General features: G+C 72.9%; 11 protein-coding genes. 4 read left to right on the forward strand and 7 right to left on the reverse strand.

All coding sequences use genetic code 11. The features are described 5' to 3' along the window. Positions 1 to 7: 7 nt before the first annotated feature. Positions 8 to 850: a S1 family peptidase gene (locus tag HAV40_RS08700; RefSeq protein ID WP_166380357.1), complete on the reverse strand. Its 843-nt coding sequence runs from the start codon at positions 848 to 850 to the stop codon at positions 8 to 10. Between the two features lie 239 nt (positions 851 to 1,089). On the opposite strand from HAV40_RS08700, the gene HAV40_RS08705 reads away from it, so the two are divergent. Together HAV40_RS08705 and HAV40_RS08710 are read left to right on the forward strand one after the other, a co-directional pair. Then, positions 1,090 to 2,562 (forward strand): hypothetical protein, encoded by a 1,473-nt coding sequence (locus tag HAV40_RS08705; protein ID WP_166380358.1) that lies wholly within the window; start codon positions 1,090 to 1,092, stop codon positions 2,560 to 2,562. Positions 2,563 to 2,746: 184 nt separating this feature from the next. Next, a complete protein-coding gene (locus HAV40_RS08710) occupies positions 2,747 to 5,725 on the forward strand; it encodes a S8 family serine peptidase (protein ID WP_239085689.1) in 2,979 nt (992 codons plus the stop codon). Positions 5,726 to 5,786: 61 nt separating this feature from the next. Here HAV40_RS08710 and HAV40_RS08715 read toward each other — a convergent pair whose 3' ends face one another. Together HAV40_RS08715 and HAV40_RS08720 are read right to left on the reverse strand one after the other, a co-directional pair. Beyond that, on the reverse strand, positions 5,787 to 6,047 hold the full coding sequence (locus HAV40_RS08715; RefSeq protein WP_166380359.1) for a cation:proton antiporter regulatory subunit: 261 nt from the start codon (positions 6,045 to 6,047) through the stop codon (positions 5,787 to 5,789). A gap of 100 nt (positions 6,048 to 6,147) precedes the next feature. Beyond that, positions 6,148 to 7,446: an ArsB/NhaD family transporter gene (locus HAV40_RS08720; protein ID WP_239085688.1), complete on the reverse strand. Its 1,299-nt coding sequence runs from the start codon at positions 7,444 to 7,446 to the stop codon at positions 6,148 to 6,150. A 470-nt stretch (positions 7,447 to 7,916) separates the two neighbouring features. On the opposite strand from HAV40_RS08720, the gene HAV40_RS08725 reads away from it, so the two are divergent. Together HAV40_RS08725 and HAV40_RS08730 are read left to right on the forward strand one after the other, a co-directional pair. Then, positions 7,917 to 8,876, forward strand: a complete 960-nt coding sequence (locus HAV40_RS08725) for a sensor histidine kinase (protein WP_166380361.1) — start codon at positions 7,917 to 7,919, stop codon at positions 8,874 to 8,876. Further along, a complete protein-coding gene (locus HAV40_RS08730) occupies positions 8,873 to 9,526 on the forward strand; it encodes a response regulator (protein ID WP_166380362.1) in 654 nt (217 codons plus the stop codon). The genes HAV40_RS08725 and HAV40_RS08730 overlap by 4 nt, the downstream gene beginning before the upstream one ends. A gap of 99 nt (positions 9,527 to 9,625) precedes the next feature. Here HAV40_RS08730 and HAV40_RS08735 read toward each other — a convergent pair whose 3' ends face one another. The 4 genes from HAV40_RS08735 to HAV40_RS08750 form a co-directional block, all read right to left on the reverse strand. After that, a complete protein-coding gene (locus HAV40_RS08735; protein WP_239085687.1) occupies positions 9,626 to 13,348 on the reverse strand; it encodes a S8 family serine peptidase in 3,723 nt (1,240 codons plus the stop codon). A gap of 179 nt (positions 13,349 to 13,527) precedes the next feature. Further along, positions 13,528 to 14,502 (reverse strand): helix-turn-helix domain-containing protein, encoded by a 975-nt coding sequence (locus HAV40_RS08740; RefSeq protein WP_166380363.1) that lies wholly within the window; start codon positions 14,500 to 14,502, stop codon positions 13,528 to 13,530. 74 nt (positions 14,503 to 14,576) lie between these two features. Then, complete coding sequence (locus HAV40_RS08745) at positions 14,577 to 15,119, reverse strand: hypothetical protein (protein WP_203670889.1); 543 nt, start codon at positions 15,117 to 15,119, stop codon at positions 14,577 to 14,579. A gap of 34 nt (positions 15,120 to 15,153) precedes the next feature. Further along, entirely contained in the window at positions 15,154 to 15,807 is a 654-nt protein-coding gene (locus HAV40_RS08750; RefSeq protein ID WP_166380364.1) for a rhomboid family intramembrane serine protease, read from the reverse strand. Positions 15,808 to 15,818 lie beyond the last annotated feature (11 nt).

Here is a 15,818-nt window from a genome sequence, read left to right on the forward strand (position 1 = left end):
GCCGGGGTCAGGGGATGGTGAGGCCGTACACCGCCAGGATCTCGGCGATGGGCTGGTAGTAGGTCGTGCCGCCGGAGGTGCAGTTGCCGGTGCCGCCGGACAGGATGCCCAGGATGATCCCCGCCGAGGTGTAGAGCGGGCCGCCGCTGTCGCCGTTCTCGGCGCAGATGTTCGTCCTGATCAGACCTGTGACGGTGCCGTCGGGGTAGTTGACGGTCGCGTTCAGGCCGGTGACGACGCCGCAGCGTACGCCCGTGGTGGCCCCGCTGCGACAGACCGCCTGCCCGACGTACGCGTTGCCGGTCCCGTACAGCTGCAGCAGGCCGGGGTAGGTGTTGACGGCGCTCGGGTGGCTCAGCCGGCTCGTGTACTTGATCAGGCCGTAGTCGTTGTTCGGGAAGCTGCTCGCGGTGCGGGTGCCGATCGCGATGGTGTGGGCGCTGCTGGTCCACCAGGTCGCGGAGCTGTTCGTGCAGTGTCCGGCGGTGATCAGGTAGTAGGTGCTGCCGCTGCGCGCGTTCGCGCCGAGCGAGCAGCGCGAGGTGCTGCCGTAGATGGCGTCGCCGCCCGCCAGCATCGTGCGCAGGCGGCCGGGCTCACGGCGTACGTCGCCGGTTCCGCGTAGTCCGTCGCGCAGTAGCGCGGCGTCGCGTGCGGTGACCGTCTCGTCGAGCGCGACGGTCGTCCGTCCGGTCACCGGGTCGGTGGTCCAGACGGTGCCGGGTGTGTGCGCGACGGCGGACAGGGACCGGGTCGCCGGTCCGGGCACGGCGACCGCCGGGCTCGCGGTCATGGCCGTCGCGGCCAGCACGGCGAGGGTCGCGGCGGCGAGGTGGAAGGGGCGTCTCATGGCGTCCTCCGGGGTGTGTGGACGGGGAGGAGTCCAGAATTGCATCGACATTCTTCGAAGGACAAGGGATGGCTGATGCCGACGCGGTCCAGGTTGGATGAATTCTGGACTGAGCGCCGTGAACATGAGGAAAGGACATGTTTGACCGTTTGGCCGTTTTTGTGTATCCGAGCGGTCATATGCTCCGTATCGGTGTTTTCGCACCACACGGGACCATCTCGCTCCGGAGGCACAAGCGCATGCGAACCGCACGCCCCAACTCGAAACTCCGCTCGGCGGCGCACGGCGCGCTGCTGAGCCTGGCCCTGCTCGCCGCCGTCGGGTCGGCCGGCTCGGCCGCCTCGGCCGCGCCGGTCAGCCTGCGCCAGGCGGCCATGCAGGAACTGTCCACGGAAGCCTCCGACGACGTGACCATCGGCGGTGCGGTCTCCGACACGGCGTCGCTGTCCGACCTCGACCCGGTGACCGAGACCGGCACCATCACGTTCTCGCTGTACGGCCCGAACGACGCCACCTGCAGCGGCACCCCCGTGTTCGTGTCGGCGGTGGCGACCGCCGGGGAGGGCGACTTCGGGTCGGGCGACTACACCCCCGAGACCGCCGGTGTCTACCAGTGGATCGCGTCCTACACCGGCGACCTCAGCGGTGAGACCGTGTCCACCACGTGCGACGACGAGGACGAGAGCGTCGAGGTGCTGCGGGCCACCCCGGCGCTGTCCACGGTCGCGTCCGGCAACGTGCCGCTGGGCGGCGAGGTCTTCGACACCGCCACCATCGCCGACGGCTACCAGCCCACCGGCACCGTCACGTTCAACCTGTACGGCCCCGGCGACGAGGTCTGCGAGGCAGCCCCCGTCACCACCTCCACCGTCGACGTCGACGGCAACGGCGACTACCAGTCGGCCGTGTTCGAGCCGACGGCCGTCGGCGGCTACCGCTGGCGGGCCGACTACAGCGGCGACGCCAACAACGCCCCGGTCGGCACCGCGTGCAACGACGAGGACGAGGACTTCGACGTCCTGACCGCACCCGACCTGACCACCCTGGCCTCGGCCGACGTGGACCTCGGCGGCGCGGTCAGCGACACCGCGACGCTGTCCGGCAGCGACGACGCCACCGGCTCGATCGTGTTCGAGCTGTACGGCCCGAACGACGACCAGTGCACCGGCGAGCCGGTGTTCACCTCCGACCCGGTGACCGTCGACGGCGACGGCACGTACGACTCCGGCGACTTCACGCCGACCGCGGCCGGCACCTACCACTGGATCGCGTCCTACGGCGGCGACGACGACAACGCCGGGGTCACCACGGCCTGCGCGGACCCGGGCGAGACCGTCGTGGTGCGCGGCGACGCGGCCACCCCCACGCTGGCCACGAACGCCTCGCGGGACACCTACGTCGGTAAGCGGATCTTCGACACCGCGACCCTGGCTGGCGGCGTCGACCCGACCGGCACCATCACCTTCACGCTGTACGGCCCCGACGACGCGACCTGCTCGCGTACTCCCGTCGCGACCTCCGTCGTGCAGGTCGACGGCAACGGCGACTACGTGTCGGCCAGCCACCGGCCGCACCAGCCCGGCACCTACCAGTGGGTGGCCTCCTACAGCGGCGACGACGGCAACGAGGCCGTCGCGACCAGCTGCGGCGACCCGGCCGAGCAGGTCGTGGTGAGCCGGAAGTACCCGTACGGCCCCGGGCCGCGCCCGTAGACCTCCACACACGACGATGGGCCCGGTGATCGCCGGGCCCATCGTCGTGTTTCGGGGGCACCACCTCTGGCGCATCGGCGTGCGACTATGCAACGATCCTTTCGCATCGCGCGGCGCGGCGTCGTGACGGGGACCCTGATCGGCCACGACGTGCTGTCGTGCGCCCATCAGGAGGGACACCCCCGTGAGCACTCATCGACCGGTCAGACGGCCGGCCGCGATCGCCCTGTCCGTCGTCGTCACCGCCGCCCTCACCGCCTCGGCGGCCACCGCCGCCCAGGCCGCCGCACCGGGCCCGGAGAGCACTGCGCTGTACCTGGTCCAGACCGTCAGCCAGCCCGTCGCCACCTACGCCGGAGGCGTCGGCGGATACGCCGCGACCCGGCCCGTCGAGGGCGAGCGCGTCGACGCGCACTCGACCGCCGCGACCCGCTGGCGGGACCGGCTGCGCGGCGAGCACGACGCGGCGCTGCGCGGCGCGCGCGTCGACACCGGCCGCAAGGCCTACGACTACGGCGTCACCTTCAACGGCTTCAGCGCCCGGCTGACCCCTGCCGAGGTCGCGCGCCTGCGCACCGGCGGCGGTGTGCTGCGGGTGTGGAAGAGCGAGCAGTTGACCGCCGACACCGTCACCACCCGCGACTTCCTCGGCCTGACCGGCCCCGCCGGGGTGTGGGCCAAGCAGTTCGCCGGGGACGCGCACGCCGGTGAGGGCGTCATCGTCGGGGTCATCGACTCCGGCATCTGGACGGAGAACCCGTCGTTCGCCGCGCTGCCCGCGCCCCGCCCCGATCAGAAGACGATCAGCCGGAAGTGGAAGGGCACCTGCGACACCGGCCAGGAGCAGCCGGTCACCTGCAACAACAAGGTCATCGGCGCGCGCTACTTCCACGACGACGCCACCGTCAACGACGTCGAGTTCCTGTCGCCGCGTGACTACAACGGCCACGGCTCGCACACCGCGTCGACGTCGGCGGGCAACTTCGGGGTGCCCGCGTCGATCAACGGCGGGTCCGTCGGCACCGTGTCCGGGGTTGCCCCCGCGGCGCGCATCGCGGCGTACAAGGTGCTGTGGCACAACCCGGTGGCGGGCAACTCCTCCGGCGGCACCGCCGACATCGTCGCCGCGATCGACGCGGCGGTCGCCGACGGCGTCGACGTCATCAACTACTCCATCTCCGGCTCGCGGCAGTACGTCGTCGACCCGGCCGAGATCGCGTTCCTCAACGCCGCCGCGGCGGGTGTGTTCGTGTCCGCGTCGGCGGGCAACTCCGGCGACCAGCTCGGCGCGGGCAGTGTCGCGCACAACTCGCCGTGGCTGACCACCGTCGCGGCCAGCACGCACGACCGCGGCAACGCCAAGACGGTCACGCTGGGCGACGGCACGTCGTACACCGGTGTCGGCGTCGGTCCCGGGGTCGGCCCGGCCACGCTGATCGACTCCAGCCTCGTCGGCCTGCCCGGCGCGAACCAGGTCCAGGTGGACCAGTGCTACCTCGGCACGCTGGACCCGGCGAAGGTGACCGGCAAGATCGTGCTGTGCGACCGGGGCGGCAACGCCCGCGTCGACAAGAGCGCGGCCGTCGCCCAGGCGGGCGGCGTCGGCATGATCCAGGCCAACACCAGCAGCGCGCAGTCGCTCAACGCCGACTTCCACGCGGTGCCCAGCATCCACCTCGACGCCACGGCGGGTGCGGCTGTCACCGCGTACGCCGCGACGGCCGGCCCGACCGCCAGCATCTCCGCGGTCAGCACCGACCCGGTGCGCGCCCCGGCCATGGCGGGCTTCTCGTCCTACGGCCCGGCCCTGGCCGGCAACGGCGACCTGCTCAAGCCCGACATCACCGGCCCCGGCGTGGACGTCATCGCCGCGGTCGCGCCGCCCAACAACGGCGGCAACAACTTCAACTCGCTGTCGGGCACGTCGATGTCGTCGCCGCACATCGCCGGTGTCGCCGCGCTGATCAAGAGCAAGAACCCGAAGTGGTCCCCGATGTGGATCAAGTCGGCGCTGATGACGACCGCGTCCACGAAGGACAACACCGGCCAGCCCATCCAGTGGTCGCAGGGCGACGCCACCCCGCTCAACTACGGTGCGGGCCACGTCGTGCCGGGCAGCGCCTTCGACCCGGGCCTGGTCTACGACTCCACGCCGGAGCAGTGGCTGCAGTACGCCTGCGGCATCGGCCAGCTCCAGCTGATCACCGAGCCGTCGTTCTGCGCCTCGACCGGCGCGATCGACCCCAGCGACCTGAACTACCCGTCGATCGCCGTCGGCGACCTGCCGGGCACCCAGACGGTCACCCGCCGCGTCACCAACGTCAGCAAGAACTCCTCGGTGTACGCGACCCAGGTCGTCGCGCCCGCCGGGTTCACCGTCCAGGTGCAACCGAAGACGCTGACGGTGCCGCCGGGCAAGACCAAGTCGTTCACGGTCACCGTCACCCGCACCAGCGCGCCCGTCGGCACCTGGTCGTTCGGCTCGCTGACCTGGTCGGACCTGCGTGGCCACAAGGTCGCCAGCCCGATCGCCGTACGCTACGCCGCCCTGGCCGCCCCGCCCGAGGTCACCGGCACCGGCGTGAGCGGCAGCACCGCGGTCGCGGTCCGCACCGGCTACGCCGGCACGCTGACCACCTCGGCCGCCGGTCTGACCCCGGCCGCGGTCAGCGCACTCGCCTTCGACGGCCCGGCCTCGACCTTCACCCCGGTGGAGTCCGGGTCGACGAAGAAGGTGACGGTCACCGTCCCGGCGGGCACCGCGCTGGCGCGGTTCTCCACCTTCGACGCCGACGTGCCCATGGGCACCGACGTGGACCTGCACGTGTTCCCGGCGGGCAGCACCGCAGGCGAGGTCGCCACCAGTGACGGCGGCACCGCGCAGGAGTCGGTGACCCTGCCTGCGGGCAGCTACGACGTGTGGGTGCACCTGTTCGCGTCCTCCGGCGCGCTCACCGTGCCCGGCCACGCGTGGGTCGTGCCGGGTGCGGCGGCGGGCAACCTCACCGCGACCCCGGCCAGCCAGCCCGCGACGCTGAACGGGGCTGCCACCGTGACGGCATCCTGGTCCGTCCTGACCGCCGGGGTCCGCTACCTGGGCGTGCTGCGCTTCGGCGACGGCAGCGCCCCGATCGGCCAGACGGTGCTCGCCGTCACCGGCTGATCAGCAGCAGGGTGCCTTCCCGGCGTACGCACGCCGGGAAGGCACCCTTTTCGCTGCCCGCTCACCTCGGCCGGTCAGCGCCGTCGGCGGTGGCCAGCCGGTCCACGACGCCCAGCGTGTGCAGTAGCTCGGCGACGTCGTGCGCCTGGGCCGGGGTCAGGATGACGCCGCCGACGGCGACCTCGGCGTGCGGCGTCGGATAGAACAGCAGGTCCCGGCGGCCGGACACGTGGCAGATCACCGCCAGGCGGCGGCCGTCCACGGTGTCCAGGCTGTAATGCGTCCCGATCCCGGGCAGTGCGGACCGTTCGATGATCGTCATGTGGTCGTCTCCTGTCTGCGGGGCCGCGTTCGCGGCGGATCGGCTGGACGGCGTTCGGTGGGCATCCCAGGCGGCACCGGCTGGGAGGTGGTGTCGGTGGTCAGAAGACCGCGAAGTAGCGCAGCCATACGTACCCCCAAGCGATCACGGTGGTCACCGCCGTGGTGACGATGCCGTACCTGGTGAACTGCCAGAACGAGATCGGCTGTCCGGCGCGGGCGGCGATGCCGAGCACCACCAGGTTCGCGCTGGCGGCGACGGCGGTGCCGTTGCCGCCCAGGTCCGCGCCGAGCGCGAACGACCACCACAGGGCCTGCCCGGTGGCCGGGTCGGGGGTCTGCGCGACGACGTCCTCGACGATCGGGGCCATCGTCGCGACGTAGGGGATGTTGTCGAAGAACGCGCCGAGCACCGCCGAGCCGAAGATGAGCCCGGTGGCGGCGAGGAAGTGGTTCTCGCCGACGGTGTCGACGGCCCACTGGCCGATCTGGTGGATGACGCCGGTGTCGACCAGCCCGCCGACCATGACGAACAGGCCCATGAAGAACACCAGCGTCGGCCATTCGACCTCGGCCAGGTAGCGGGTGCTGTCGACGCGGGAGACCAGCACCATCAGGCCCGCGCCGAGCATCGCGATGATGGCCGGTTCGACGTGGATGACGGTGTGCAGGGTGAAGCCCACGCTCACCAGAGCCAGCACGGCCAGGCAGCGGGCCAGCAGCGGGCCGTCGGTGATCTGCTCCTTGGCGTCGAGATCCCGGACGGCGGCGAAGCTGTCCGGGCGGTACACGAACGACTTGCGGAACATCACCCGCGCCATCAGCACGAACACCGCGAACAGCACGACCGTGATCGGTGCCATGTGGACCAGGAAGTCGTTGAAGCTGAGCCCCGCGCGGCTGCCGATGATGATGTTCGGCGGGTCGCCGATGAGGGTGGCCGCGCCGCCGATGTTGGACGCCAGCGCCTCGGCGATGAGGTACGGCGCGGCGGGGATGCCCAGCCGGCGGCAGACCGAGATGGTGATCGGGGCGACGAGCATGACCGTGGTGACGTTGTCCAGGAACGGCGACGCGACGGCGGTGATCACCATCAGCAGGACCATAAGCTTGTACGGGCGGCCCTGCGAGCGCTGGGCGGCCCAGATGCCGAGGTAGTCGAAGACGCCCGTCTGCTTGATCACCCCCACGATGATCATCATGCCGAGCAGCAGGAAGATGACGTCCCAGTCGATGCCCGCGTGCGCGGAGTAGAACACGTGCGAGCCGGGCACCAGGCCCAGCAGGGTCATGAGACCGGCGGCGCCGAGCACGACGGCGACGCGGTTGATCTTCTCGGTCGCGATGAGCGCGAACGCGACCGCGAAGATGACGAGGGCGGTGACGGCCTGCAGGCTCACGGGCGGCCGCCGGGCGGGCCGGTGTCGGCGTCTGCCGGGCGCAGCCCTGACTCGGGCGGGTTGTAGGAGCGGCCGTGGTCGGCGGCTGGCAGTGTCATCGTGTCTCCTCGTGAGGTCGCGGCGGCCCGCCACGACGGGTGCGGACCGGGCTGCCTCGCCCGGCCTGCTTTCATGGTCATCTGGCCTGTGCTGCGCGACCATGCGGTCCGGCACCCATTTGCGTACGGCGGCAGCCCTCAACCGCGGCCCGCCGTGCGGCCGGCGGCCCGGTGGCGAAGGGTTCCGGCGGTCGGTGCGGGCCGGAAATGGGTGTCAGCACCCATGGGCGATCGGCCGCGCGCAAGGTTGCCTTGACCCGACACGACGCCATGGGCCGGGGCGGGGTCGAAGCGCGCTGCCTGTGGCGTCGTGGCGGGATAGTTTCGAGATCAGGAAGAGGTGCGATGGGGTCCGGTGAGGGGAGGCGCACGGTGTCGCTGTTCTGGCGGATCTTCCTTCTCAACGCGGCGGTGCTGGTGGCGGCCACGGTCGTGCTGCTGCTGGGCCCGGTCACCGTGTCCACGCCGGTCGTGCTCACCGAAGCCCTGGTGCTGGCGGTCGGCCTGGCGCTGATGCTGGTCGCCAACGCCGCGCTGCTGCGGGTCGGGCTGGCCCCGCTGCACCGGCTCAGCCGGGCCATGGCCACTCTCGACCTGCTGCAACCGGCTCCGCGCCCGATCGCCTCCGGCCACGCGGGCATCGCCGACCTGATCCGGGCGTTCAACACCATGATCGACAGGCTGGAGGCCGAGCGGGCCACCAGCACCGCCCGTGCCCTGTCCGCGCAGGAGGACGAGCGCCGCCGGGTCGCCCGCGAACTGCACGACGAGGTCGGGCAGTCGCTGACCGCCGTGCTGCTGCAGCTGGAGCAGGTCGCCCGGCACGCTCCCGCACCGCTCAACGCCGAGCTGCGCCAGGTCCAGGAGACCACCCGGGGCGGGCTGGACGAGATCCGCCGCATCGCCCGCCGCCTGCGTCCGGGCGTGCTGGAGGAGCTGGGCCTGGCCAGCGCGCTCAAGGCGCTGATCACCGAGGTCACCGGGCACACCGACCTCGCGGTCGTGCACCGCCTCGACAGTGACCTGCCGCCGATGGACGCCGAGACCGAACTGGTGGTCTACCGGGTGGCGCAGGAGGGGCTCACCAACGCCGTACGGCACGCCCGCGCGAGCCGAGTCGAGCTGTCGCTGCACCGCCGTCCCGGCGAGGTGCTGCTGCGGGTCGCCGACGACGGCCGGGGCGCGGCCGACGCCGCCGAGGGCGCGGGCATCCGCGGTATGCGCGAACGTGCCCTGCTCATCGGCGCGCAGCTGGAGGTGGTCCGCGGCGCGGCGGGCGGCACCGAGGTCCGGCTGCGTGTCCCGGCGGCCGCGACCAGGACCGCGCCGTGACCGGGCCCGCGCGCATCCTGCTGGCCGACGACCATGCGCTGGTACGCCGCGGCGTGCGCCTGATCCTCGACAGCGAACCGGACCTGACCGTCGTCGCCGAGGCCGGGGACGGCGCGGAGGCGATCGCGCTGGCCCGCGCCGAGCAGCCCGACCTGGCCATCCTCGACATCGCCATGCCCCGGCTGACCGGCCTGCAGGCCGCCCGGGAGCTGTCGCGCACGATGCCGGGCCTGCGCATCCTGATCCTGACGATGTACGACAACGAGCAGTTCTTCTTCGAGGCGCTGCGGGCCGGGGCCAACGGCTACGTGCTGAAGTCCGTGGCCGACCGCGACCTGGTCGAGGCCTGCCGGGCGGCGATGCGCGACGAGCCGTTCCTGTATCCGGGCGCGGTCACCGCCCTGATCCGCGACTACCTCGACCGGGCCGCGCGGGGCCAGGACCAGCCGGAGCGGGCGATCACCGCGCGCGAGGAGGAGGTGCTCAAACTGATCGCCGAGGGCCACTCGGCCAGGGAGATCGCCCAGCTGCTGTTCATCAGCATCAAGACCGTCGACCGGCACCGGGCCAACCTGCTGCAGAAACTCGGCCTGCGCGACCGGCTCGAACTGACCCGCTACGCCATCCGGGCCGGCCTGATCGAGCCGTGAGCGCGGCGGTGAGTCGCGGAGGGCTCCGGCCGGGGGACGGGGGCTGCCACCCGGCCGGAGCTGTCCTCGGATCACGCGGCGAACCGCGTGAGGTGCGTGCTAACGCAGCCCGAAGGCCCGTACCACCGTCTGCGTGACGGCGTTGCCCGCACTGTCGGCCGCGGTGACGCGCACCGCGACGAATGACGCGCCGCGCGGGGCTTCCAGCGTGGTACGCCAGCCGCCGTCGCGCTGCGTCACGGCGGCCCGCCGCCAGGTGCGGCCGTCGTCATAGGACAGCTCGACCATGACGTCGCGGATCTGCCCGGCCCGGTGCGCGTCCGGGTGGTGCGCCGCCGACACGGTCAGCCCGGCCCGCCGGTCCGCCCGGCCCGCGAGGTCGGTGTCCACCGCGTAGTGCACCCCGATCAGCGGCAGCCGCCACGAGACGTCGGCGGCGGCGGGCGTGAACGGGAACGACCACGCCGTCTCGGTGCTCGTCGAGTACGGCGACACGATCTCCTGCGTGCCGCGGTTGACGATCCGCACCCGGCCGCCGCCGGGCGTGAGCGACCCGTACAGGCTGCTTCCCGGACCTTCGACGACCAGCTTGCCGCCCTGGTAGAGGCTGGTGACCTGGGCGATCTCACCCTCCCAGACCTGGCCCTGGTGGTGCGGGTCGGCGTCGCCCCAGCTCGGCAGGTTCCAGATCATCACGTCGTTGCCCAGCTGCGTGGGCACACCCGAGATCAGGCTGTCCCGCAGCAGGCTGGGCCGGCCGACCGGCGCGAACCAGCTGACCTCGTGCCGCTGGCCCGCCCGGTAGGTGAGCAGGTCCGAGGAGAGCATGAGGCGCGTCTCCATGGTCTGCTCGAACCACTGGTCGGTCCGGCCTGCCGACACCCAGTCGGTGCGCCGCCCCTGGGCCGGTGCGACCAGTGGGGGCCCGCCCAGGCCGGAGTCCGGCTGCTCCGGCGACACGTCGTAGCGCAGCGCGGTCACCGTGCCCGGCGTGGGGCGCCCGTAGGAGACGTCGATCCGGGCCAGGTCCTTCGCGCCGGGCCGGTAGGTCAGCTCGGACGGCACCGCGCCGCGGTGGCGGCGGACGAGGTCGTACACGTAGCCGGTCGCCGGATGCGCGGTCACCGTGTAGCGCACCCGGCCGCGGCCGAGCTGGGCGATGAGCTGCTCGCCCTGGCCGCGCCCGACCGAGGCCACCGGCAGCGCCGGGTTCGGGTCGGGGATCTCCGACCACGCGTCGAGGCGGCCGGGGCCGTCGTTGACGATGACCAGCAGCTTCGCCCCCGCGGCGGCGGCTGCCGCGGCGGACGCGACCACGTCCACGGCCGGGTCGTGGCGTACGACGGCGACCTTGCCCCTGATCCGGGCCTTGTCGAGTTCGGCGGGCGTGCCCTTGCCCGCGTAGACGACGTCGAGCTGCTGGCTGCCCTCGGGCAGGGACCGCGAGGCGGTCTGCATCAGCAGGTCGTCGAAGCGCTGCCCGTGGCCGCCGACGGTCAGCGGCGGCTGGATCAGGCTCCATCGGAAGCCGAGGCTGAACACGCCCTGGGTGACGGCCTTGCCGGTGGGGGTGGCCCAGACGCTGTGGTAGCGCTTGTCGACGGTGTAGTTGTCGAACATCGGGAACCGGTCCGCGAAGGTCCGTCCATAGTCGACGCGCATCCCGGCGACGGCGGTGTCGGCCTTGACCTCGGCGCTGACCCGGCGCAGCCGCCGGGCGTCGAGCACGACGGTGCGGTCGCCGGTCAGCACGGTCTCGGGCGCGAACAGCATGCCCAGCCCGAGCGAGTCCGGCCCGTCGGCGCCGGGCAGGTCGGCGTGCATCACGGCGCTGTAGGTGCCGATCGGCAGGCGCAGCTCGACGTCTCCGTTCGCATCCACGGCCACCAGCTGCGGCGCGGTGTTGCGGGTGATGTCGTTGACCAGCAGGAGCCCGGCCAGCGGGCCGCCGTCGCGGTCGCGGGCCTGGAACGTCAGCTTGGCCCGCTGCCCCTCCTTGTTCATCCCGACCAGCGTGTGCGTCAGCCGCACCCCACCGGGTCCGGCGGCGTCGACGCTGGCGTTGGCGTACGTGTCCTCGGCGGCACGGTCCACGTCCACGCGTACGGTGACCTGCGCGGTGCCGTGCGCGGGCACGGTCACCCGGTCGGCGGCCAGCGTGAACAGGCCCGCCGGGGCGGTCGTGGCGCGCATCGACAGATCGAGGGTCACCGCCGCGTCGCCGGTGTTGGTGTAGGTGATGGTCCGGTCGGCGCGCTGGCCGGGGGTGTACGGCCAGGTCAGCGCGGCGAAGTCGGAGCCGGTCGCGAACACCGTCGCCGCGGCCGTGCCCGCCGCGTCGACCCGTCCGCTGCCGTCGCGGTACGGCTCCAGCCGCTCCGGGGCGCGACTCGTGCTCATCAGCGCGTCCTTGAGCTGGCGGCCGGTCCAGTCGGGGTGCTTCGCGGCCAGCAGCGCCGCGGCTCCCGCGACGTGCGGCGTCGCCATCGAGGTGCCGCTCATCGTGGTGTAGAGGCCCTCACCCTCGCTGGACTGCTGCGAGCGAGCGGCCAGCACGTCGACGCCGGGGCCGGACAGGTCCGGCTTGAGCCCGTTGTCGCCGCGCCGCGGCCCGCTGCTGGAGAAGAACGCCCAGCGATCCTGGCCGTCCACCGCGCCGACGGTCAGCGCGGCGTCGGCCGCGCCGGGTGCGCCGACGGTCTGCATGTCGGGGCCGGAGTTGCCCGCGGCGATGGTGAACAGCGCGCCGGTCTGCGCGCTGAGCTCGTCGACGGCCCGGCTGAGCGGGTCGGTGCCGTCAGTCGGCGCGCCGCCCAGGCTCATGCTGACGATCTTGGCGTGCTGCTGCCGGGCGGCCCACTCCATGCCCGCGATGATCCAGGAGTCCTGACCCTCACCGGCGTCGTTGAGCACCTTGCCGACGTGCAGCCGCGCGCCGGGAGCGACACCGCGCTCCAGGCCCTGCGACGCCGCGCCGGTGCCCGCGATGGTCGACGCGACGTGCGTGCCGTGGCCGTTGCGGTCGGTGACCTCCTGGCCGGGCACGAAGCTCTGCGCCTGCGTGATCTGGCCCGCGAGGTCGGGGTGGGTCTGGTCAACGCCGGTGTCCAGGACGGCGACGTCGACGCCCGCGCCGGTGTTGCCGGTCGCCCACACGGCCGGGGCGCCGATCTGCGCGGTGGTGTCGGCCAGCGCCGCGCGGACCCTGTCGTCCAGCCACACCTTCGTGATGCCGCCGCTGAGCACCGGCTTCGCGTCGGCGCGCTTGGCGGCGGGTGCGGTGATCGCCTGCCAGAAGCGGGCCGCGCCGGTCCGGTCCTGCTCGATGGCCGCGCCGTGCACGCTGTCCAGCGTGCGCACCTGGGTCGCCCCGGGCAGCGGCGTGCGGCGCGCGGCGGCGTCGGCATACTCGACGATCAGGGGCAGACGCGCGATCCGCGCGTCGTCGTACCCGGCGGCGATCAGGCCGGTCACGTCGAACAGGCGCTCGTCGAGCAGGCCCGCCGCCACGTACGGGGCGACCGCGTCGGGGTAGACGTAGGTGCGCGGGCCGGACGTCACCACGTGCGCGCCGACGGGCTGGCCCGACGGTCCGCGTACGACGGTGGTGGTGTGCCCGCCGGGCAGCGCGGTGACGGTGACGCGGTCGCCGTTGAGCAGGGTGACGGTGTGCGTGGAGCCGGACCGTGGCGAAACGGCGGTGCCGGTGGCCGCGGCGGTGGCGGCGACCGGCACGGCGGAGGACAGACCGGCGACCATCGCGAGCGCCAGTGCGGCGCGCGCCAGGGCCTTACGGCGTGGGGCAGGTGAACGGGCGGCCATCAGCGCGACTCCACTAGAACGGGGGGTGAACGTGTGGAGATCGTCGCAACGGCGGCTGCCAGGTTGAAGCGATCAGCGTGGCACGGTTGTGACTCGCCCATCCGCGACGCGAGCGTGGTCATGACCAGCGGCACCGCGCCACGGCACGGTCATGGCCGCCCGCACCGACGCGGGCGCGGTCAGAGCCAGCCGCAGCGCGCCGCGTGGTAGGCCAGCCCGGCGCGGGTGTCGACACCCGCCAGCGACATCAGCCGGTCCAGCCGCCGCTGCACGGTGCGCCTGCTGACCCCCAGCTGCGAGGCGATGGCCTTGTCCGGGACCCCGCCGACGACCAGCGACAGCACGTACAGTTCGGCTTCGTCCGGGCCGTCGTGGTGCTCGCCGCCGCCGGGGACGCGGATCGGCACCGCGGCCTCCCAGTGCCCGTCGAACAGCGCGACCAGGGCGTGCAGCATCTCCCCGTTGCTGATGACGGCGGCGCGCGGGCCGGGGGCGTCGCCGGGTTCGCGGATCAGCGACAGCACCGCCGTGGCCCGGTCGGCGACCAGCATCCGCACCGGCAGCGCCTGCGTGGCGCGGGCGAGCTGGCCGTGCCGGACGCACTCGGCGACGTTGTCGAGCACGCCCGGCACCAGCAGCGACTCACGCTCGTACACGACGCGGCAGGTCACCCCACGGGCGAGCGCGTCGAACTCGGCGGTGTTCTCACCGCTGGCCAGCGCGACCGGGTTGGCGCGGCAGAACCACAGCAGCTCCCGGCCCGCCATGTCCTGCACCTGCCGCAGCCGCCGCCGCAGCGGCTCCGCGCCCACGACCAGCTCCGCCACCTGCTCGCCGCCCCGCCGGCGGCTGGACGCGCGGTACTGCTCGTGCAGGTCGGCCATGAGCCGGCGGCCCCGTTCCAGGGCCTCCTGCCGCCGCAGCAGGCCCGCGCCGAGGGCCACGTCCGGCGGCAGCGGCTGGTACACCGGGTCGGGGCCGGGTTCGACGACGGCCAGCCCGGCCTCCAGCAGCACGCCCAGCGCACTGGTGGCCTGGGCGTGCGACAGTTCGCTGAGCGCGGCGACGTCGGCGGCCCGCGCCGCGCCCAGCTGCACCAGCGACCGGTACGTCTGCTCCTGCGCGTCGGTCAGCAGGTCCATCTCCTCGGGCATCGGGGCCGCCTTTCATGATCGTGGTCTGCCCCCAACCGACCGCCCGGACCGCCCCGAGGTTCCCGGATCGGCCGCTAAGCCTCGAAGTCCACGAACCCGTACCAGACCCCGGCGGTCTCGGGCGACAGGTCCCCGTTCGCGTCGTCGATCGGCCGCTCGTCGAGGACCAGCAGGTCACCGCGCTGGGCGGGCTCGCCCAGCAGCGCGGGCGCATCGATCCCGGCCCAGTCGACGGTCACCCGGGTGACGGCTTCGAGTTCGCCCATGAACAGCAGGTCGGACAGGCTGCCGTCGTCGACGCCCTGCTCCTCGTCGGTGCCGAAGTCGTATCCGACGGGCGCGCCGGGCCCGGTGAACGTGATCGGCGGATACCCGTCGATGTCGATCGTGACGAACGGGTGCAGGTCGATCGACCGGGTGCGCCTGCCGTGCTGGTAGACGTCGAGCGCCAGCTCAGCGCCATACCAGCAGAGCAGGTAGAGGTTCATGCCGTCGGCGAGCTCCGCCGCCAGGTCGGCCCTGACCTCGTCGAGGCTGCCGCGGAAGTAGTGGGCGTCCTTGCGGGCGCCGCCGGGGGAGACGCCGAAACGCAGGTCGTAGTAGCTCTTGCGGTCCACGGCCGACAGCGTACGGCCGACGCCCGACGGTGATCTAGGAGCTGCCCGGCCCGCGCCGCCGCAGCGCCACCCCGCCCGCGGCGAGCCCGCCCAGCAGCGCCGGGCCGTGCAGATCCGCCCCGATCGTCAGCCCGACCCCCACGATCAGCACCACCAGGGCGTACGCCCACCCCGGCACCCGCGCACGCTGGCTGATGAGCAGCCCGGCCAGGACCGCCGCCGCCACGTAACCCCACAGGGCGTCCAGGGTCGCCACGGCGACGAGCAGCGCGTAGAGCGTGCCGACCGCGGCGGCCAGCGGATCGCGACCGGTCCACGCCGCGATCGCCGCGCCCCCGGCCAGGCCGCACAGCCCGATCGAGCTGCCCGCGCCGACGGTGTCGAACACCATCCCGCCGACCTGCCCGAGGGCGACCCCGCCGCCGAAGAACAGCAGCCACCGGCCGGGGCCGACGGTGCGCTCGGTGAGCCAGCCGAGCACCAGCAGGAACCCGAGGTTGCCGACGGTGCCCGCGACGCCGCTGTCCTGCACGAGCGACGACGTCACCAGCCGCCACACCTGGCCGTCGGCGATCAGGGCGGGATCACGCCGCAGGTTCGTCTCCAGCGCCGGATACGCGAACTGGAGCAGGCTCGGCACCGCGGTCAGCAGGAAGACGATCGCGGTGACACGGGGGAACGGCCGCATGACGGCATCCT

The sequence above is a fragment of the Catellatospora methionotrophica genome, assembly GCF_011297335.1.
Classification (GTDB): Bacteria; Actinomycetota; Actinomycetes; order Mycobacteriales; family Micromonosporaceae; genus Catellatospora; species Catellatospora methionotrophica.

Excerpts from the sequence above, each read along its gene's own strand:
- HAV40_RS08700 (WP_166380357.1), bottom strand. The coding sequence starts at position 850 with ATGAGACGCCCCTTCCACCTCGCCGCCGCGACCCTCGCCGTGCTGGCC.
- HAV40_RS08705 (WP_166380358.1), top strand. The coding sequence starts at position 1,090 with ATGCGAACCGCACGCCCCAACTCGAAACTCCGCTCGGCGGCGCACGGC.
- HAV40_RS08715 (WP_166380359.1), bottom strand. The coding sequence starts at position 6,047 with ATGACGATCATCGAACGGTCCGCACTGCCCGGGATCGGGACGCATTAC.
- HAV40_RS08735 (WP_239085687.1), bottom strand. The coding sequence starts at position 13,348 with ATGGCCGCCCGTTCACCTGCCCCACGCCGTAAGGCCCTGGCGCGCGCC.
- HAV40_RS08740 (WP_166380363.1), bottom strand. The coding sequence starts at position 14,502 with ATGCCCGAGGAGATGGACCTGCTGACCGACGCGCAGGAGCAGACGTAC.
- HAV40_RS08750 (WP_166380364.1), bottom strand. The coding sequence starts at position 15,807 with ATGCGGCCGTTCCCCCGTGTCACCGCGATCGTCTTCCTGCTGACCGCG.